The organism is Thermus brockianus (assembly GCF_021462505.1).
GTDB classification, from domain to species: domain Bacteria; phylum Deinococcota; class Deinococci; order Deinococcales; family Thermaceae; genus Thermus; species Thermus hydrothermalis.
Genome location: NZ_JAKEDV010000013.1, coordinates 1 through 18,742, shown reverse-complemented (window position 1 = coordinate 18,742; position 18,742 = coordinate 1). Strand labels below are relative to the sequence as shown.

At 64.2% G+C, this 18,742-nt stretch carries 21 protein-coding genes; 3 read left to right on the top strand and 18 right to left on the bottom strand.

The features are described from left to right. Positions 1-28: 28 nt before the first annotated feature. The 3 genes from LXN00_RS12265 to LXN00_RS12255 form a co-directional block, all read right to left on the bottom strand. A complete protein-coding gene (locus LXN00_RS12265) occupies positions 29-514 on the bottom strand; it encodes a thioredoxin family protein (protein WP_234508630.1) in 486 nt (161 codons plus the stop codon). A 218-nt stretch (positions 515-732) separates the two neighbouring features. Beyond that, positions 733-942: a type II toxin-antitoxin system HicB family antitoxin gene (locus LXN00_RS12260; protein WP_234508628.1), complete on the bottom strand. Its 210-nt coding sequence runs from the start codon at positions 940-942 to the stop codon at positions 733-735. Between the two features lie 37 nt (positions 943-979). After that, positions 980-1,552, bottom strand: a complete 573-nt coding sequence (locus LXN00_RS12255) for a hypothetical protein (RefSeq protein ID WP_234508626.1) — start codon at positions 1,550-1,552, stop codon at positions 980-982. A gap of 174 nt (positions 1,553-1,726) precedes the next feature. Here LXN00_RS12255 and LXN00_RS12250 point away from each other — a divergent pair, with 174 nt between their 5' ends. Next, positions 1,727-2,515: a thermonuclease family protein gene (locus LXN00_RS12250; RefSeq protein ID WP_234508624.1), complete on the top strand. Its 789-nt coding sequence runs from the start codon at positions 1,727-1,729 to the stop codon at positions 2,513-2,515. Here the strand turns inward: LXN00_RS12250 and LXN00_RS12245 are convergent. The 5 genes from LXN00_RS12245 to LXN00_RS12225 form a co-directional block, all read right to left on the bottom strand. Continuing rightward, positions 2,448-3,128 carry a hypothetical protein gene (locus LXN00_RS12245; protein ID WP_234508622.1) on the bottom strand — a complete coding sequence of 227 codons (681 nt, stop codon included), beginning with the start codon at positions 3,126-3,128 and terminating at the stop codon, positions 2,448-2,450. The two genes, LXN00_RS12250 and LXN00_RS12245, sit on opposite strands and share 68 nt — an antisense overlap. Continuing rightward, complete coding sequence (locus LXN00_RS12240; protein ID WP_234508620.1) at positions 3,125-3,883, bottom strand: DUF4145 domain-containing protein; 759 nt, start codon at positions 3,881-3,883, stop codon at positions 3,125-3,127. The genes LXN00_RS12245 and LXN00_RS12240 overlap by 4 nt, the downstream gene beginning before the upstream one ends. Further along, complete coding sequence (locus LXN00_RS12235; protein WP_234508618.1) at positions 3,880-7,146, bottom strand: N-6 DNA methylase; 3,267 nt, start codon at positions 7,144-7,146, stop codon at positions 3,880-3,882. The genes LXN00_RS12240 and LXN00_RS12235 overlap by 4 nt, the downstream gene beginning before the upstream one ends. 151 nt (positions 7,147-7,297) lie before the next feature. After that, positions 7,298-7,843 carry a hypothetical protein gene (locus LXN00_RS12230; RefSeq protein ID WP_234508616.1) on the bottom strand — a complete coding sequence of 182 codons (546 nt, stop codon included), beginning with the start codon at positions 7,841-7,843 and terminating at the stop codon, positions 7,298-7,300. Positions 7,844-7,911: 68 nt separating this feature from the next. Next, entirely contained in the window at positions 7,912-9,534 is a 1,623-nt protein-coding gene (locus LXN00_RS12225) for a hypothetical protein (RefSeq protein WP_234508615.1), read from the bottom strand. A gap of 159 nt (positions 9,535-9,693) precedes the next feature. On the opposite strand from LXN00_RS12225, the gene LXN00_RS12220 reads away from it, so the two are divergent. After that, positions 9,694-10,071, top strand: a complete 378-nt coding sequence (locus LXN00_RS12220) for a DUF5658 family protein (protein WP_234508613.1) — start codon at positions 9,694-9,696, stop codon at positions 10,069-10,071. Positions 10,072-10,113: 42 nt separating this feature from the next. Here LXN00_RS12220 and LXN00_RS12215 read toward each other — a convergent pair whose 3' ends face one another. The 8 genes from LXN00_RS12215 to LXN00_RS12180 form a co-directional block, all read right to left on the bottom strand. Next, positions 10,114-11,472 carry an AAA family ATPase gene (locus tag LXN00_RS12215; RefSeq protein ID WP_234508611.1) on the bottom strand — a complete coding sequence of 453 codons (1,359 nt, stop codon included), beginning with the start codon at positions 11,470-11,472 and terminating at the stop codon, positions 10,114-10,116. 19 nt (positions 11,473-11,491) lie between these two features. Beyond that, a complete protein-coding gene (locus LXN00_RS12210) occupies positions 11,492-11,914 on the bottom strand; it encodes a hypothetical protein (protein ID WP_234508609.1) in 423 nt (140 codons plus the stop codon). 276 nt (positions 11,915-12,190) lie between these two features. Then, positions 12,191-12,685, bottom strand: a complete 495-nt coding sequence (locus tag LXN00_RS12205; RefSeq protein ID WP_234508607.1) for a DUF5317 family protein — start codon at positions 12,683-12,685, stop codon at positions 12,191-12,193. Next, positions 12,606-13,082, bottom strand: a complete 477-nt coding sequence (locus LXN00_RS12200; RefSeq protein WP_234508605.1) for a TRIC cation channel family protein — start codon at positions 13,080-13,082, stop codon at positions 12,606-12,608. Before LXN00_RS12200 ends, LXN00_RS12205 begins: the two co-directional genes overlap by 80 nt. Further along, the gene (locus LXN00_RS12195) at positions 13,069-14,106 is read right to left on the bottom strand and encodes a pyridoxal-phosphate-dependent aminotransferase family protein (protein WP_234508603.1); all 1,038 of its coding nucleotides are present in this window, start codon (positions 14,104-14,106) and stop codon (positions 13,069-13,071) included. The genes LXN00_RS12200 and LXN00_RS12195 overlap by 14 nt, the downstream gene beginning before the upstream one ends. Next, positions 14,103-14,801 carry a DUF4388 domain-containing protein gene (locus tag LXN00_RS12190; protein WP_326491143.1) on the bottom strand — a complete coding sequence of 233 codons (699 nt, stop codon included), beginning with the start codon at positions 14,799-14,801 and terminating at the stop codon, positions 14,103-14,105. The genes LXN00_RS12195 and LXN00_RS12190 overlap by 4 nt, the downstream gene beginning before the upstream one ends. Before the next feature lie 10 nt (positions 14,802-14,811). Further along, the gene (locus LXN00_RS12185) at positions 14,812-15,864 is read right to left on the bottom strand and encodes an HD-GYP domain-containing protein (RefSeq protein WP_234508599.1); all 1,053 of its coding nucleotides are present in this window, start codon (positions 15,862-15,864) and stop codon (positions 14,812-14,814) included. Between the two features lie 369 nt (positions 15,865-16,233). After that, a complete protein-coding gene (locus tag LXN00_RS12180; protein WP_234508597.1) occupies positions 16,234-16,944 on the bottom strand; it encodes a PD-(D/E)XK nuclease family protein in 711 nt (236 codons plus the stop codon). A 90-nt stretch (positions 16,945-17,034) separates the two neighbouring features. On the opposite strand from LXN00_RS12180, the gene LXN00_RS12175 reads away from it, so the two are divergent. After that, on the top strand, positions 17,035-17,415 hold the full coding sequence (locus LXN00_RS12175) for a hypothetical protein (protein WP_234508595.1): 381 nt from the start codon (positions 17,035-17,037) through the stop codon (positions 17,413-17,415). On the opposite strand, the gene LXN00_RS12170 is transcribed toward LXN00_RS12175, so the two are convergent. Both LXN00_RS12170 and LXN00_RS12165 read right to left on the bottom strand, forming a co-directional pair. Continuing rightward, positions 17,405-17,617, bottom strand: coding sequence for an SWIM zinc finger family protein (locus LXN00_RS12170; protein WP_234508593.1), 213 nt, complete (start codon positions 17,615-17,617; stop codon positions 17,405-17,407). The two genes, LXN00_RS12175 and LXN00_RS12170, sit on opposite strands and share 11 nt — an antisense overlap. Continuing rightward, positions 17,598-18,572 (bottom strand): hypothetical protein, encoded by a 975-nt coding sequence (locus LXN00_RS12165; RefSeq protein WP_234508591.1) that lies wholly within the window; start codon positions 18,570-18,572, stop codon positions 17,598-17,600. The genes LXN00_RS12170 and LXN00_RS12165 overlap by 20 nt, the downstream gene beginning before the upstream one ends. Between the last annotated feature and the right edge of the window lie 170 nt (positions 18,573-18,742).

Below are 18,742 nucleotides of genomic sequence, written 5' to 3'. Positions count from 1 at the left end.
CACAGGAAAAGGACCAAGCCAGCCAACCTTAACCCTCTCCCCCCAAAAGGGCCCGCCACTCGGAAAGTATAGCATCGGCGAAGCGGGGGAAGGCCTCGTGGTAGCGGCGAAGGCGCTCGGCCGGGGGCAAGCCCTCCTCCTTGGCTTCCCTTAGGAAAGCCTTGGCCGCCTCGGGCGGACCGTGCCAGCGGGAAAGCTCCCTAAAGGCCCCGTCCAGGAAGACCACCGTGGGGACGATGCGCTTTCCCCCCTTGGCGTAGGCCTCGGCGAGGTCGGGGTTTTCGTCGCGGAAGAAGAAGCGGGCCTCGAGGGGAAGCCGGGCCAAAACGGGGATGGCCTGGACCGAGTCCGGGCACCAGTCCTCCACCAGGACCAAAGCCCGGGAGGCGGGCAGGGGAGGAAGGGGAGGAAGCCCCCGGTAAAAGGCCTCCACCCGCTCCCGGTTCCGGCGAAGCCTCGGGAGGAGGTCCAAGTAGGTGAAGCCCTCGTAAAAGCGCGCCGCCACCGGGTCCATATCCCTAACCCAAGTTGCTACCTACCCCTGGACCTGAAAAAATCCTTCGTGTGCTACCTCATAAGTGCCCTCCCCCAAGATTTTCAACTCCATAACCCCCAGGACTTTTAGGGCCTGCACCACCGCCTCCTTAAGCTCCTCCACGTTCCCGTAGTGCCACCGGGGCATCAAACCCCGCCGCCTCGAGGCGGCGCTTCACCTCCCGGTAGGGAAGCGGCCTAAGCGGCGGAGCCAAGCTCCACCTCCACCGTGCGCACCTCGGGGACACGCTCCGGGGTGGGAGGCTCGAAGTAGAGCTCCAGGGCCTCCTTGAGGTTCTTCAGGGCCTCCTCCTCGGTCTCCCCCTGAGAGGCCACGTCCACCTCGAGGCACTGGGCCACCCAGAGGTCCCCCTCCCGCCAGAGGTGGGCCGTAAAGCGCCGGGTCATGCCCTCATGATGGCGCGCCCCCTACACCGGCGGGGGCTCACGCGGCGGCGGGCAGTAGGGGGCGAGGTGCCTCTCCGGGCCGCCACACCGAAACCTCGTGGAGGACAAGCCCCTTTCCGGCGGCCTCCAGCCAGGCCTGGGCCTCGAGGGCGGGGAGGAAGAGGAGGTAGCGGGTGCCCCCGGCCCGGGCCTCGAGGCCCACCTCCCACCCCTCCCACCAGTCCACGGCCCACTCCCCCGTGATGGGGCCAAGGTGCAGGCGGCGGGGGTGGGGAAGGTTGCGGGCCGCCCAGGCCAGGTAGGGGGTCGTGTTCCCCGGGGGCACCAGGTAGCGGCGGGGGTCCCCTTCGCCGTAGAGGGTGAGCCACAAAGCGCTTTCCACCCCCAAGGCGTGGGCCAGGAGGGCGAGCAGGCGGTGGGGGTTCCGGAGGAGGACGGCGGCCTCTACCCGCTCCCCCTCCTCCAGGGCCCGGAGGAGGACGGGCTTGTGCCGGGAGAGGGTGAGCTGCACTTCCTCAGGGGGGTTGGGAGCGAGCCCCAGACGGTCCCTCACCCGGTAGAGGTAGAGGCCGGAGTTCTCGTGCAGGGCGTGGAGGAGATCTAAAGCCATATCCACTCCTCCTCAATCCCCCCTTCAGGGCTAGGGGGGTTTTCAGCAAGACCAGGGTTTTCCGCAAGGGGGGTTTCGGAAAACTTTTGCCCTTCCTCATCGGCAAAATCCGTTTTCCGCAAAGCCGCAACCTACTCGTATTACGGGCCAGCTAACATAGTCCAAGGAGGCGAGGTGGAGTTGGTAGAAGCCCTTTTGGGAACCCTGGCTCTCTTCTTCCTCTCCCTCCTGGACAAGAAGAGGGAGAGGAAGCACCGGGAAGCCTTCGAGGAAATCTGGCGGCGAAAGGAAGCGGCGAAGCGGGTGCTCCTCGGCCTCCTCTCCCTCTTCCTCCTCTTCCTTCCCGCCTTCGGCCAAGGCCTCGTGGGGCGGGCGAGCGTGGTGGACGGGGACACCCTAGAGGTCCACGGGCAGAGGATCCGCCTCTGGGGGATAGACACCGTGGAGTCGAGCCAGACCTGTTTGGACTCCCGGGGGAAGCCCTGGCCCTGCGGCAGGCGGGCGGCCTTCGCCCTCGCCGACTTCATCGGGCAAAGTCCCGTGGCCTGCACCCCGAAGGACACCGACCGCTATGGAAGGGTGGTGGCGGTGTGCGTCGTGAGGGGCGTGGAGCTCAACCGCTGGCTCGTGGAGGAGGGGTGGGCGCTCGCCTACCTGGAGTACGGCGGGGCCGTCTACCTCGAGGCCCAGCAGAAGGCGGAAAAGGCAAGGCGGGGGATATGGCAGGGGAGCTTCGTCCCCCCGTGGGAGTACCGCAGGGACCCCAAGGCTCCTCCCTCGGCGGGGAGCTACACCGGGGCGAAGAAGGAAGGACGGTGCGACCCCGCCTACCCCACGGTGTGCGTCCCCCCGCCGCCCCCCGACCTGGACTGCGGGGACATCCCTTACCGAGGCTTCAAGGTGTTGCCCCCGGACCCGCACCGCTTTGACCGGGATCGGGACGGGATAGGGTGTGAGCGTTAGGGGACTCGACGTACCAGACCTCGTAGGGGGGTCCGAACACGTGTGCCGGCTCCCCTAGGGAGTGGCCTCGGTACACCACTCTGCGCACCACTTCAGGAACAGGGTGGGGGTTCCCATCCGGTTTTGGCAGACCCAAAAACCCCAGGGTCAACCAGGTCGCCAGAGCCCCCACGGCCATCAAGGCGTGGCGGAGGGTGGCCTTCTTCAGAGCCTGAGTACGCCCGTGCTTCAAGCTGGTGTAAGCGTCCCACCAGGGGTAGACCGGCTGACCCTGTGAATCCAGGGGCTTCAAAGGAACTCCAAGGCCGAGGAAGTGGACCTCGATGTCCTCCACTCCTATTCCCCACTTTTGCCGGACGAAATCCTTGCCCAAAAGGTCCAGGTCTGCAAAGGAGGGAGAACGCTTGCCACCGCATCTTCCGGAAATACCCCGGCACAGGGAGAGGAGGACCGCCTCAACCTCCAGGGCGGCCATCTGGATAACCCGGTGAAGCTCCAGGGAGAAAGTCTCCAGGTTGTCCTCGTGGAAGGCGATGTACCTTCTGAGGGTCCGCAAGTCCTCGTCCAAGGCCAGAAAGTAGTCCCAATGAGCACGAAGGTCAGAGAGGTTCACGGCCCTTCCTCCCGAAGCCTCCCGGAGAGCTTCTGCTTCATCTCCTCAAGCCGTTTTGGCTTGGCAATGAGCTCTTCCGTGACCTCGTTGAGGAACTCAAAGAGGGCAAGGATCATCTCCCGGTCTTCCTGCTCCTTAGAGGGGTCTATCTTCCAGAGTTCGTAGTGGGCGGCGGCGTTGCCCGCGAGCCGGAGGACTTCCGCGAGTTCGTAGATCTTGGCATTCAGCTTGCCCTCTTCGTGAGCCCTCTTCAAGCGATCGGCCAGGCTCCCCTTTTCGTATCCCGCTTCCTCCAAAAGACCCTCCAGGGCTACCCGGAGCAGGGCGGCGGAAGCCCGAGGAGAAGCGGGAAGCACACCCCGGGCCTCCTCGTAAAGCTCACGGATCGCAGGCGGCACATCCGGGTGCGGGGGAGGAGCCTCCCCCGTCTGGGGGTAAAGCATCCTCTCTCCCAGCCAGAGGGAAAAACTCCCGCAATGCTGACATAGGGCAACCCAGAGTTCCCTCCCCTTCTCTTCGGGAACCTTGAAAGCTTGGCGTAGCGACTTCGAAGCGGAAGAAAGAAGTCGCTCCCTATTGGTGGAAGCGGTCACATCTGAGAAAAGGTCCGAAGTCTGATGTAGATCCTCTAGCACCTCTAAAACCTTGTTTAGGGTATCATCGGGATCATACAGCAGTTTGTACCAATCCTGGTTCGCCAGGACCCCACACCTGGGGCATATGAACGACTTTTTCTGGAATGTCCCGTAGCTCATCTGAACCTGTCCTCCGTGTATGCCCTCAAGGGGCGGATCTCTTCGATGTCCCAGGGATACCTGGGACGCAAGCGGTCCAGGGGGAAGCTTCCCAGGCGCTCCACGATGTGCTTCCGCTCCTCGGAGGTAAGGCCGAAGAGGTCGAAGACTGCCTCGTCCACGGCGGCCAGGGTGTTGAGAAAGTCCTCCTTGGCCCTGGAGAACGCCTTCTCCCGCACATCGTACTCCCGAAGGAGATCCTGGTAGTCCCGAGGAATGAAGAGCTTCTGCAGGTCTTCGGAGGCCACGAACTCCGCCGCGAGGGAGGTCAGCAAGAGGTGGACAAAGCGGGCCAGATCGGGGTCACGGAGATCAAGCCAGGCGTGGAGAGAACCCCGGAGGACCGCCCCATCCACGCGCAAGTCCTCCGGAGGCACCCGGTCCTGCCACCCGGTGAAGTCCAGGCCGAAAAGGGGAGCGCTCAGGGGAACGACCTCCCTATCCTCTATGCGCTTCTCCACCTCCCTCGACAGCCACTCTTGCGGATTGTCCCGGGAAACCCTTGCCTGGTCCTCCAAGATCCGGTACAGCTCCGCCAAGCGGTCCAAAAGGTCACGCTTGGGCTCCCTGGGCCAGGGAAGGGCCTCGAGGGTGCGGGGGTAAACGTGAGCCCGGCTGGACCCTTCCAGGACCCCGCTCCGAAGGCGCAGGAGGTAGTACCACCGCACCAGGGAAGAGTTGAGGTAGGCGGCGACGGCCTCCGCGAGGTCGGGCTTGGGAACGCCCACCACAAGGGTATTTAGAGCCGCTGGGAGATCTCCTTTCTCGTCCTTACGAATAAGGGCTCCAAAGGGAGCCAATGCAATTTCGGCCACAGCAACATAATTCTCAGGTGGAGCTTTGCTACCCCAGAGGCTAAGTGCCCTGACCGCTTCCAGGTCGATGTACCCCACCCTCTCCCCTTCCCAGGCTACGGCTATTCCCCGCCCTGCCAGCACGGGAACAGGGCGTGCCCCTTGAGGGCTTTCGGTCACCGAAACCCCTCCCCTTTGGATCCCGTAGGTCCACCAGAAGGGTTGGGGCTTTTTGTGCCGGGTGTATTGCGTCTCCATGGCCTCCGTCAGGGAGACCGCGACTGCCCCTCCCGGATAGAGCTTTTTCAGAAGGGGGGCATCCTCTCCCCGTAAGAGAGGAAGCAGGTACTCTCCGTACCCGTTGACCCTGGCCTCCCCTTGGGGGTTCACCTTGGGGTCGAAGAAGTCCCGGTACCGCACCCTGGACACCTCGTGGGGATCGGGAGCTCCCTTCGGCCAGGAGGAGGGCACCCAGATCTCCACCTCGTCCTTTTCGTTGGAAGGCGTGCGTTCCAAGATAAGCACCATGGGGATCACGTTGGCGTCCCAAACCTTGCCCGCGAACTCTAGCCACACCAGTTTTCGGAGGCTCCACTCCTTTCCCGGCCAGAGAAGGGACCAGACCGGGGCGGCGGCTTCGCTACTCGCGTAACCCCCGGAGACCACCATTCCGAGCTTCCCTCCCTTCTTCACCCAAGGCTTGGCGGTGGCCCCGGAACCCCGCATGGCCCGCCAGAGGAAGAGGAGGCCCGTGTCCCCGTTCTGCCCCCAGACTTCCCGGTAGAGGTCGCGGATGGCCTGCCCGTACTTGGCCCTTTCCGCCCGGATGTAGGGGGGATTGCCCACCACGTAGTCCCACTCCTTCTCGTCCCTTGCTTCCTCGCCCGGACTCCGCTTGACCAGAAAGGCGATGTCGCTGTCGTCCAAGAGGGAGTTGAGGTTGTAGACGCGGATCTCCGGCTTCCCCTTCTTCAACCGGAGGAACCCCCAGAGGAGCTGGAACATGCTCACGTAGGCGGCGAAGGGGTTGAGGTCAAACCCCCAGATGGAGCGGGAGAGGGTCTCGGGATCCAAATGCACTCCCCTGGTCTTGGCGTCCTCTACCCGGTGGTGCAGGTAGCGCACCAGAAAGGACCCCGAGCCGCAAGCAGGATCCAGAACCTCCGGGTACAGGCTCTCCTCGTGGGCCAGGGCGGTCTCCCGGAGGATGAGGTCCACCACCTCCTTGGGGGTGTAGAACTCCCCCAGGCGCTTCCGCTTGTCCGGTGGAAGGAAGTTCTGGTAGATGTCTCCCAGGACCTCCTCGGAGAGGCCGGAGAAGTCGTAGGCGTTCACCCGGAGGATGAGCCTCTGCAGGGCGAGGTCCATCTCCCCGTTCGTCTCCAGGATCCAAGAGAAGGTCTCCTCCTCGAAGGGTTCGGCGTAGGCCTGGGAGAGGTCGAGGGAGGCCACCTTGACCAGGGCGGTGGCCTTGTCGGTCAGAAACTGCACGAACTCCCGCCAGCGCTCCGGCCCCCCGTCCGTCAGCCGGCGCTTGGTGAGGCCGAGGTCTTCCAGGAAGCGCAGGAAGAGCACCCGGGCGATGAGGGCGGCGGCAGAGTCGGCGGCAAAAGCCTCCCGGATGCGGGGGTTCGTAGGAGCTTCCTCGCCCTTGATCTCCCTGCCGTACTGGTCGGCAAAGCGGGGAAGGTACCGCTCGAAGAGAGCCTTCAGGGCTTCGGGGTACTCCCCTTCTATACGGGCCAGGATGCGCCTCCGGGTCTCCTCGAGGGCTCCCGCGAGATTCCGCTCAGCCTCCTCCCGTTTACGGCGGTACTCCTGGTACCGTTCCTCCAGGACCATCAGAGCTTTGCCGGCGGCCTCTGTCAGCTCGGCGAAGGAGGCCTTCAGGTCCTCCTGAAGCTTCCGTGTTCCCTCGGGGTCCAGGACCAGGTAGGCGTAGGGCAACCTGCCCTCCACCAGAGCCTTCCAGTCCTCCTCATGCGTCGCCTTCTCCCAGGAGATGGGGGCGAGTTTCTGGCGAAGGAGGTCCGTGGTCTCCTGGAGGAGGTGCAGAAGGACGACCTCCCTCCCCGTGGCGTCCCTCAGCTGGAGGTACCGGGGCGTGACGAAGAGGACGTACCGGGTGGTGCCCGTCACGTACTTCCGCTTCTCCCGCCACAGGGTCTCGTTGCTCGCGGGGTCGGCGATGTGGCGGTCCTCCAGCTTGAAGTCCCCCACCACCCAGGGGTCCCCTTGGGCGTTCAGGAGGACCAGATCGGGGTACCCTTCTCCAGAGCGGTCCTCCGTGACCACCTTGTCCCGGGGATATCCCAGAAGCTCCGAGAGGAAGTCCCGAAGATCGGGGTAGTAAGAGCGCTCCGGGCGGGAGAAGTCCAGGGAAAGCCATCGGTTCAGGGGATCGAGGTGCGCTCGCGGGGACCTCGGCATGTTCTAGGAGAGTCTACCCTGTCGCGAGGGGGTGGCGCACGGGGTGTCGCGGTAAGGCGGCCCGAAGCCGTGGTTCTGGTAGCCATGGGCCACTTGAGCCTCAATGGACTCAGGGTAGCCCTGCTCCTGTGGTGTGACCTACATCCCGCGCCTACGCCTGCGCCCGGGGAGCGCTCAGGGCGCTTTGGAGCCTCCGCAGGACCTCACCTGCCCCTACCTCTTCCCCGTCTTCCAGGACGGAGAGCACCAGGGGCAAGAGGTGTTCCACGGCGCGGAAGGTGTCCTTCGCGAGTTCCGCCGGGGCGACCACGACCCTCCTCCCCTGTCTACGGAAGCGCACTCCCCGGGCCTCCAGGGTGGAGAGGACTTCCCACGGGGTGTCCCCGGAGGGGACAAGAAAGCGCTCCCCTGGAGCCGGGGTATACCCCTCGTAGTACACCCACCCATCGAAGACGGTGAAGACGAGGATGTGCCACTCCTTTTTCCGCACGTCCCGCAGGATCCGCCCCAGAGCTCGGGTTACGGCCTCCCGGTCCTCAGGGTCGCCGTGGTAGGCGTAAGACACCAGGGCGTGGCTTAGCTCCTCGGGGTTCACCCCCCAGACCTGGACATAGGGGAAGTCCTCGGGGAGTTCGTGACGGAGGCACAGGGTGCTCCAAAGCTCTTCCACGATCTCGTCAATGGTCCGCACCCGCATTCTTCACCTCCTAGTGTAACGAAAACCCCCCGGTGAGGTCACCGGGGGAAAGACCGCCCTCTTCGGGCCTAGTCAGCCCAACCCTCCAGCTCCTGCCGGAGGTGGGCCACGATTTCGTCGGTCTGAGCACGGGGCAACCCAGACCGGATCTGCGCTCCCTCGGGAGTAGCCCCGTCCATCAGGGCCTCGACAAATGCGAGGCCCGGATCCCCCCAAAGGAGCTTGACCTCCTCAATGAGTTCCGCAACCTTCCGCCGGAGGAGGAACTGGTCGTAGTCGACTTCCTCCGAGGGCTCCACCCCATAGTCCCGGAGAAGTTCCACGGAGTAGTAATCCTTATCCTCCAGGACGCGCCTAAGGTGCCCGGGGAGTTCGGGGGTCTCGCCCAGGCTTAGTTTTGCAAAGTATTCACGGAGGGCCTGAGCGTCCGCCTCGGAGAGACGGAATATCCCCTGCTCCTGGCTCCTAAGCTCCGAGAGGTGATGGGCCGCTTCGTAGGTCAGGATAGCGATAGGGTTGATCTCGGCCCACTTTTTCCTCTTACGGAGCTTCTGGGCAACCCCCAGGACCTTGTGGAGGGTCTGGTAGAAGGCGAACTCGGGATCCCCGAACCCCATGAGGACGACCTTGTGGGCGATGATGGGGGCCAGGTTTTTCGCCATCTTCCCCCAGTACCAGATCTCCTTATCCCCCTTCTTGGTCTCCCTGACCTCGAAGAAGTCCTTCCAGTCCTGGAGGACTTCCCCGTAGGTAGGGACTCCCCTCACCCACCGGGAAAACCAGGGTTTAGCCCTACGCCGGGAGCGCGGGGTGTGCCCCAGAAGACTCCTCAGATCTCCCTCGTAGTAGACATCGGCGTTGAGAGTGAGGGAGTCCAAGGCTTCCAGGGCCTCCCGCTCGAGGAGGTGGAGGTACTCCCACCCTACCCCCTCCAGGTCCTCCCCCTGGTTCTCCAGAATTGCCCGGATCGCCCAGGTGGGCAACCGGGTCTGGTGAGCCCAAGGACCACGGTCTCCTTCAGGTTCGGTGTCCTCCTCTAACTCTCCCAGAATCTCCCGAAGCGCCCGGACCGCTTCGGCGATCCGGGGCTCGTACCAGTCGGGGTGCTCCCACCTGTCCCCGGGAAGAAGGGGAATTTCCTTCCCCCAGGGGGTGAGATATTTGTCCCCGCTTTGCTTCGCCACCCTAGCGGCCCGGGTGGCGATCATGCGCTTGACCTTCTCCCCGATCCGGGAAGAAGGCACCGCCACGCATATCTGCTTCCCCTGAGCTACGGCAAACGCCGCCGCCCAGAGGACCTTCTGGTTTATCTCCCCGCTAAACCAGAAGTCAACTCCCTCTCCCCGGGGATTAGAAACGACCCTAACGCGAATGCGCTGGCTCCACACGTCGTCCCCGGTAACCCGGATGGCAGGTTTATCCTCCCGCTTCCGCTTCCACCCGTGGAGTTCCGCGAGCCTCCGGGTGGCCTCCTCCAGGGCGACGAGGACCACCACCGCCACCGGAGAGCGGTCCCGGATCTCCCACGAAGCCCCCTTGACCCAGACCTCGTGGGCCTCCCTCAAAAACTCCCCCTTCTCCGTGGGGTTGGCACGGAGGAAGGCGCCCAGAGCCCTAAGAGCCTCCTCGGAAGTCCTGGGCTCCCTCCCGAGGGTCTGCCGGATCCCGTTGGCCCACCTCTCTGCTTTCATGGCGTGTCCATTATACCATGTCAGTTGTGAAAGTTGGGGTTTACTTATCTCGTGGTTGTGATATACTGAAGCCGCCGAACAGGGGTCTTAGGACCACCTCTCGGCCTTCATGGTCGTCCGGGGGAAACCCCGGGCGTTTTTCTTAGGGGGTGAAAGGGGATGCCCTTCCTTCTGATCGGGGTCTTGACGGTATACACGCTGGCGTTGGCCCTCGGGAGTCCCGAGGTGTTCCGGGAGGCGTGGCTCTACGCCCTGGTCTACTACGGGGTGAGCGCCCTTGGAGACGCCTGGACTACCCTGGAGGGGCTACGCCGGGGGTACCGGGAGGGCAACCCGCTCTACGCCCGGGCGCTCTCCTGGTCCCCTTGGGGGATTTTTCTGGTGGACTTTGGTCTTCTTTCCCTGAAGGTGGTGTTCCTCTCGCGGTTGGGGTTTGACCCCACCGTGGCCTATCCGGTGGCCTTGGTCATCGGGGGACACGGGCACGCCGTGGGGTTTCTGTGGAACCTCGGGTTTGTGTTGCCTTTGAGGAAGTAGCCCTCTTTTTGGTCTGGGGCGGGCTTTAGCCCGCCCCGTGTCTTACTCCAACCGGATGAGGAGGTCTTCCCCTTCTCTGGCGATCTCCAGTCGTCCTGGCCTTCCCTTGTAGCTGAGGTAGGCCTCAGCCAAGGGATCGGCCACCAGGGACTCGATGGCCCGCTGGAGGTCCCGGGCTCCGAAGCGGGTGTCCACCCGAGAGAGGAGGAGGTCGTACACGCCCTCGTCCACCTTCACCTCCAGGTAGGCTAATCCGGCCTGCCGCCTCCAGTTCTCCAGGTAGGACCGGAGGTGCCGCTCGGCGATCCCGCGAAGGGTCGTCTGGTCGAAGGGACGAAAGGCCACCACGGTGTCCAGGCGGTTCACAAACTCTGGCCTGAGGCCCATCTGCACCAGTTGGCCCCTGAGGAGGTGGTCGGGGATCTCCCCTCTCCCCTCGAAGGCTTCCCGGGCAAAGAGGTTGGTGGTGAAGAGGAGGATCGCATTCGGAGCCTCGGCCACGAACCCCTTGGAGAGCTCCTGGAACCGCCCCTCGTCCAAGAGCTGGAGGAGGGGGTCCAGGACGGCGGGGTGGGCCTTCTCCATCTCGTCGAAGAGGAACACCCCGCCCGGATGCCGGGCGAGGTCTTCGTAGAGCCTCCCCGGGCGGTCGGAGCCCACGTAGCCCGGGGGACTCCCCACCAGGGCCGCCACGGTGTGGTCCTGGGAGTACGCGTTCATGTCGTAGCGCACCAGGGGCCTGCCCAAAACCTCCGCCAGGGCCTTGGCGAGCTCCGTCTTTCCCGTCCCGGTAGGCCCGGCAAGCATGGCGGCGTAAGGCTTCTCCCTCCGGGTGAGCCCTGCCGCCTTCCGGCGGAGGCCCCGCACGATGGCCTCGACCGCGTGGTCCTGACCGAGGACTCTCTTCTTCAGGGCCTCTTCCAGGGCGGGGAAGTCCACCACCTCGGTACCGCCTCCCACCGTCTTCTTGACCACCACGCCCCTCCCGCGCCTCGCTACCCTAGCGGGAGGACGGCGGTACAGGTCTAGCCCATAGAGTCCCGCGAGAACTCCGATGCCTCCCACGAGAGCCACGGCGAGGAGGGGCGGATCTCCCGGGGCGAGCCCCTTCCCCCGAAGAAAGTCGATGACGGTGAGGACAATGTAGAGGAGCGCGGTCCCCGAGAGGGCTAGCCCGGAAAGCACGAGGAGGACAGCGAAGAGCCGCCTCAGGAAGAGGAAGGGGCCTCCGGCAAAGATGGGAGGAATGCGAAACCCCGAGGCGTACCGGAGAAGGGGCTCCCGGTAGGCGTAGAGGAGCCAGAGGGTGGCAAGGGCTAGAAGGAAGATCTGCGCGTCCCGGTTTCCGAGGACGGCGGCCAGACCGAGAAGCCCCAGAAAGCTGGGCCAGAAGACGACCATAGGGACCTCCCGGTAGATTTTATCCCCTTCCCCGAGCCCTAGGCCCGGAGACCTCGTGGAGGCCGTACTTGAAGGCCAGGGTGCGGGTCTCGAGGAGGCGGTCGGCGAGTTGCAGGGCGGCCTCGAGGCCCTTGCGCTCGTAGACCGCGAGGAGAGCGCTCACCTCGCCCAGGTGAGCCGTGTACGCCATGGCGAAAAGGGGAGCCCCCTTGCCTCTAGGGTCCACCCCTTCCCGTTCCAGGACGGCCAGGATGGGCCGCCATCCTCCCTGGGGAGCCCGGAAGACCTCCCGCTTCTCCAGGGTGGGGTGGTGGGTGTACCCCATGGCGAGCCAGGCGGCCTCCCCGACGTCCCCGCGCTCCAACGCCTCCATCACCTGGTCCAGCTGGGTGGAGTAGAGGGCCTGGGACGCGAGGATCAGCGCCAACCCCTCCTTCTCCATGCCCCGGAGCAAAAGCCCCGCTCCGGCGTAAGCGAGATTTTGACGAGTCGCCTTCTCCACTTCCCTGTCTACGATCATTGAGATTGGCACCTCCCTTCACGGATTATACCATGGTAGAATGGGGGTGAATCTCAAAGGGGGTGAATCTCATGGTTCGTTGGAGAATGGTGCTGTACGCCTCGGCTTGGGGCTTTGCGGCCTTGCTCTTCGGGATCTGGGCTCTCCTCAATCTCTTAGGGTGGTAGCTACCTAGCTACCATCTGGCCTCCGGTGACCTCACCGGAGGTTTTCTCTTTTCGGTGGGAGAAGGGGTGTGAGGAGGAGGCCGAGGGTGATGGCGAGGTCTCCTGGGGAGAGGACGCGGCCTGGGAGGGGGATCCAGTCGCCGAGGGGGAAGGCGGGGGCGAGGTAGTGGAAGCCGTCTCCCCTTTGGGCGAGGTAGTCGTGGTAGCGTTCCAGCCCCGCCCTGGTGAGGGCATTGGGGTCCACGGGCATCCCCCCGTGGAGGAGGACCGCAAGGGCGTTGAGGAGAGCCCCGGTGAAAACAAAGGAAATCCCCGGGAGATGGCGGTTTGCCCAAGCGGCCACCGCCACGAGCCCGTAGGTGGCTCCCTGGGTGAACACGGTGGGGAGGTGGAGAAGAGCCCCCAAGACTTCGGGGGTGGGAGCTAGAAGGAGGAGCCAGGGGTGTTCAAGGCGAGGTAGCTCCCTCTTCAAGAGCCTCGCCAAGAGCATCCCGATACTCAAGGCGATTAGCGCGAGCAGGGTCATTTTCTCTCCGGTGAAACAGGGTGATCACGGTGAAGATCGCTCCTCCCCCGATGGCGGTGATGGTGCCCGCCAGGGCGGCCTCTTCCGGGGAGAGCCCGTGGGCGAGCCCCCTCTCCGCCCCGCCCCAGGCGAAGTAGAGGGTGCCCGCGAGGTCCAAGAGGAGGGCGGGGAGGAACGGGAGCCTCAGGCGGTAGGCCGCCCAAGCGCTCATGGCCGCCACGGGGACGAAGGCCGGGTGCTCAAGGACGTAGAGGGGAAGCCCGAAGACCACGTCCCTCGCGATCCCGCCCCCCGCCGCCACCAGGACTCCGCCGAGAAGGGCGAGGAAGAGGGTCTTCCCCCGGCTCCCCCCGGCGAGGCCCAGGGCGACTCCCGCGAGGAGGTCAAGCCCCCACACCGAGCAAAACCTCCGCGAGGTCTTGGACCGCCTCGGCCTGGGAGCCGAAGAGCCCCACCCGGACCGCCTTGCCCGCCGTGGGGCCGATCCCCGGGGCCACCCGGAAGCCCGAGGCCTCGAGGCGGGCGAGGACGGCCTCGGGGGGCTCCCGCTTGGGGAAGAGGACGGCCACCGTGGGGGCGGCCACCTCCTCGGGGGGGAAGTCGAAGTCTCCCCTCAGGGCCTCCCGGAGGAAGGCGTAGGCCTCCCTGCTCCTCTTCTCCCGCCTCGGGATGCCCTCCTCGAGGACCCGCGCGGTGGCCCGCTCTAGGGCCTCGATGAGGGGGACGGCGGGGGTGTGGTGGTACTTCCCCCGCTCCCAGAACTCCCAGACCCGAGTGAGGTCGCCGTACCAGGAGGCGGGCCTGGCGTGGGAGAACCCCCGGGCGGAGAGGGCGATGGGGGCGAGGCCCGCCGGGGCAGAGAGGCCCTTTTGGCTAGCGGTGAAGGCGTAGTCGGCGAGGCCCTCGAGGTGGAGGGGGATGACTCCAGCGGAAGCCACGGTATCTACCACAGTAAGGGTGTAAGGACTGGCGTTTCGCACGAACTCCAGCACCTCGTGCACCGGGACCATGGTCCCGGTGCTGGTGTCCACGTGGACGCAGAAGAAGAGGTCGGGCTTCACGGAGTGGAGCGCGTCCCCGAGGAGCCCCCAGGGCACCTTGCCCTCCCCGATGAGTTCCACCACGTGCACCTGGGCTCCCCGGAGGCGGGCCATCTCGGCGAGGCGGGCTCCGAAGAGCCCCCCGGAGAGGACGAGGGCCTTCTTCGTGGGGTCCAGGAAGTTCATGCAGGCCACCTCCGCACCCCAGGAGCCCGAGCCCGTGAGGGCGGCGGTGAAGCCGGAGACTCCGAAGACCTGTCGGAGTCCGTCCTGCAGGCGCTTCATGGTCCTGCGGAACTCGGGGTCGGTGTGGCTTACGGCCTTCTTGGGGAATGCTTCGGTCTCAAAAGGTACGGGACCGGGAGTCAGCAGTCGGCTCATCTCTTGACCTCCGTGAAGACCTCTACGGTTTGCCCTCTCTTGAGGTTGAGTTTGGCCTGGAGTTCAGGGGAGAGCCCCAGGAGCCCGTCCAAACCGGGGTGGACCCGGGCAGGGAGCCAGGTGCCCCTCACCTTAACGAGGGAAGAGAAGTCCTCCTGGGCGAGCCGGGCCTCCTTTGCTCCGTAGACGGTGTAGACCCGGAGAAGGCGCTTGGTTGCGAGAGTAAGAAGGTCGTTGGAAAGGAGGCTCCTCAGGTAGGAAAGGGCAATGAGGGGTTTTTGAGCGATCGCCTGGGCCACGGTCTTTCCTTCGAGAGGGGAAGGTTCGTGTTCTGGAGCGCTGACCAGGTAGGCATCTCCCAGCCTGAGGAGGGAGGCAAAGGGGGAGGTCTTTTGGGCGAACTCGTAGACCTCCAGCGTGGAGGCCAAGCTCTGACCGTCCAGTTCTTCTTCGAAGAACTCCGTCGTGCCCCACGACAACCCCGATAGGACGGTCAAGGCGGGGAGGCCTACCAAGTCGGCAGTCTCTGTGGAAGCTCGGGCGAAGACCACTTTGTCCCCGTGGAAGCCCACGGCTCCCCTCCAGGGAGGAGCGCTTACGGTGAGCACCCCGGTCCTCTTCCCCCTGCGAAGGAGTTCCAGGACTTCAGGGAGAAAGAAGGTGTCAAGCGGTGAGGTGAGCCTTGGGGAAGTCACTCTCCCCTCCTCATGCGAGCGTGGTCTTCAGGTACTCGGTCTTTGTCTTCCACGCCGGGTTTCTTTTCCAGACCCGGGTGAAGGCCTCTACGACCCTCGGATCGAACTGGGTTCCGGCGAAGTCCTGGATTTCCTTGAGCGCTTCCTCGGGAGACTTTGCCCTGCGGTAGGGACGGTCGGAGGTCATCGCTTCGTAAGCGTCCGCCACGGCCACGATGCGGGCCGTGAGGGGGATCTCGTACCCCGCTTTGCCTTCAGGGTATCCCCGTCCATCCCAACGCTCGTGGTGGTAGAGGACCACGGGAAAGACCTCCCCGAGGAAGGACTCCAGAGGTTTTAGAAGCTCCACGCCGTACAGGGGGTGTTTGGCGATCGCGCCCCACTCTTCCTTGGAGAGACCTCCTTCCTTCTTGAGGACCGGATCGGGAACCTTGACCTTGCCGATGTCATGCAGGCGGGCCCCAAGCTCCACCGCGCGAGTCTGATCGGGGGACAACCCCATCTCCAGGGCGATGTCCCTGGCGATGGCCGCCACCCTCTCGGAGTGGTAGGCCGTGTAGGTGTCTTTGGCCTCGAGGTAGCGCACGGAGGCTTCCACGATGTTTCTCACCGCGTTCGCTAGCCGCACCTGGTGGACCCAGAGGAAGTAGACATAGACCACGGGAAAGAGGGCGATCAGAGCGTCAGCTCCTCCCCAAGGAGTCACTAGAGGGTGGCGGTATAGGGCGGATACCGTGAGGCTCACCGGAAAGAGCCCGAGGTAGGAGGGCAAGAAGGCACGGAAGTTCTCGCTCCAAAGGCTGGCGGGGGGCTTCCCCAACCCCACCCCGAGGAGGGTCAGGGCTCCGAGGTTGGTGAGGAAGTATACCGTTCCCCCAGCTAGAGGCCCGGCCACCTGGTTTGCCGTGGAAGCGAGGAAGGCGGCCAACCCGAGCTGAGCCCGGTTGAACGCCTCCTTCCAGGGGTTGAACCCCCCAGTCCCGAGGTATCCCAGGGCCCCCACCGCTCCCGCCGTGGCCGGAGGAAGGGCCAGGGCGGCGGCGATGTGCGCCACGAACCCCATGGTGAGCCTCCCAAACTGGAGCGGGATACCTATCCTGGAGAGGACGGCCCCCAAGAGGGCGAAGAAAGCAAGCCCTTGGTCAGCCCGGAAAGTCCTGATTTCTCCGAAGAGTAGGCCCAGGTAAAGCGCCAATAGGCTTAGGACGATGAGCTTGGTTTGAGCGTTCATAACCCGTTGAACGCGGGAGGGGAAGCATCTCCCCTCCCTTCACCGCGAAGAAAATCACCAGACGAACCCGCCGCCAGCGGCCACCGCCAGCCCCACCAGAGCCAGCGCCCAGACCAGGGAGTTGACCAGGGTGCGCATCTCTCACCTCCTTTCGGGTGGATTATACCACCGAAGTTTCGCGGAAGAGGGACCTTCTTCTTTCTAAGAGGGGGGGTTGAGGTAGCGATACACCTCCATCAGGTGGGAGAAGGCCTGTTTAGGTCGTTCCAGGTCTACCTCTTGGACTTCCAGGAAGCCGTCCTTCCCCAGGCGCACCAGGAGTCCCCTGGTGGGGGTGATGTTTTCCCACCACTCCAGGGCGAGGGCGTAGGCTCCGAGCTGGAGGCGGTACTCGGGGTAGAGGGCCTTGGAGGTCTTGAAGTCCACGAGGGTTCCGTCCCGTAGAACGAGGTCCACTTTTCCGGCGTACCCGAGGGGAGGGTGAGCCACGATCTCCTCGGAGAGGAGGAAGTCTCTCTTCTCCGCGTGCCACCACTCCAAGAAGGCCTCTACTGCCCTCTTGGCCTGGGGGTCTACTGGGGTTCCCCTGGGCACTCCCTGGAGGAAGCCCTCTATCCAGTCGTGGACCTCACTCCCGGTGTCGGTGGCCTTTTGAGACTCCTGCCCGGGCTTCTGCTGGGCCTCCTGCAAGAGGAGGATCATCTCTTCGGTGGACATCCCGGGGTAGTAGTTGTCTACCACGTGCTGGACCAGGGTGTCCACGGCCCAGGCGGTCACCTTCGGCTTCGACAGGGTGGAGAGGACGCGGGTGACCGAGGGCAACACCCGGGTTTCCCCGTCTTTCTCCAGGGTGTAGCGGTGAGTTTCGGGGTCAAAGGTCAGAGTGTACCCTTTCCGGTGTCTTACGACCATAGGTGTTCCTCCTTTACCATGGTAGTTGTGAAGCCGCACCCTCTATACCAGGGGCTACTTCAGGTAGGACAAAGTGGTAGAAATGGGGTAGTGACGTATTACTCCGGGGAGAAGAAGGTGGACCTTCATGTGGCCGGAGGGTATCTCTTGAAGGCCACGGGGTTGGTTCCTCTTTGTCTCTTCTGTGAGGAGGTTGATGGGGATGAGATTGAGGCAGTAGGGCGGTTGCTTCTCAAGCGTCCCCCAGAGGAGGTGTGGCGCCATCTGGCGGTCCAGGCGAGCGCCACCCTCCTCGGAATGCCGAGTCTGCTGGGGAAGAAGAGGTTGACCTTTTTGGAAGCTCCCATTCCTTCGGTGCTCTATCTGGTAGGAGCGGGGTTTCGTTTGAACGAAACCGTGCTTTCTCTCTTTTTCCCCGAGGGGGAAGAGGTCTTTGCCATGGACGAATGGGAGGATGTCTTCACCTTGTGAGCTTTCGGTAGAGAGTGACAGCCACAAGGTGTTTGCACGGGCGGTGGCCGTAGGTGTAAGCGGGACAGGTGCAGGTGTTGGCCTCGAGGTCCACCCGGTACACGCCCTCTCCCCTCTGGCTCTTCACCAGGTAGGTCTGAGCGTCCACCGGGTGAACGCTGGTGAGGAGGGCTTTCGCTCGGTCAAAGATCGCCGTCTTCATGGGCTTCTACCTTTCGGGCCACGGCGGGGAGGTCGTCTTCGGTGAGCCCCGCTTCCAGAAGGAGGTCGCGGTTGACGAAGGTAGCGGGTATCCACTTCAGGACGGGACGGGCTTTTGTGGGGTCTTTTTTACTCCCCGTCCCCGTCCAGTAGAGATGCCAATGTGCCCGCCGTATGTGAGGAATCACCCGTCTTCCCGTGGGGGAAGACGGAAGGGCTTTCTTCTGTTCCCGGGCGAGGCGGATGGCCTTCCCCCACCGCCACCCCGTGGGGAGGACGAGGGGCTTGTCCGGGGGAAAGACCTTCTTCTCCCCTTTCACCCTGACCAAGGGGGCCGGGGGCCTCGGGCTTAGGCCGCCCAGGTCGGGGGCTTCCTGGCACAGGTAGAGGGTGAGGGAGAGAGCTTCCCGGAGAATACTGCCGTAGACCTTGGCGAGCCTGTCTTCGTCAGAAACGGAAGAGACCCAAGAGCGGGATAGGGTCTTCTCTACCGCCTCCATGAGGTCTTCTGCGTCGAGGTCGAGGGGTAAGATGAGGTGTTCCTTCAAGGTGTAAAGGAGGAAGCGGGCTTCGAAGTGAGGAGGGTAGGTGGAAGACCCCGGATCCCAATCCAGAAGGGGGTGGAAACCAAGGATTTCAGGCCACGAGGGTAGTCCTTCGGGGAGGAGTATGAGGGGGGCGGGTTCAGGGAGCCGGAAGAGGAGTTCCGTGGGAAGCCTGGTGAGGGGGGTAGCCGCCACCTCCCGGGCGAGGTCGGGGTCGTAGAGGTAGGCTCCCTTGGCGAGCCGCCACAGCCCGAGGACGTGGAGGAGACCGCCGAAACCGATGAAGTCTGACACCGAAGAAGTCCGCACCCCACGCTGGCGCATCAGCTGGTAGACGGAGACCAGGGGGACGATCCCCTTAGGGGCTCCTGGGGATCCCTCGTGGTAGAGGCGGGCGATGTCGTTCAACACCGTTCGCTTCGCGGGGTCCTGGTGAACCAGCCGGAGGAGCCCGAGAGCTACCTCGAGGACCGGGTGAGGTGTGTCTTTCTTCGGCGTAAAACGCAGTGTATACCTTCGTTTGCTACTTGATCTGCACCCCTTGGGAATGAGAAAAGGGGGATGCTATGCGACCCGATCGC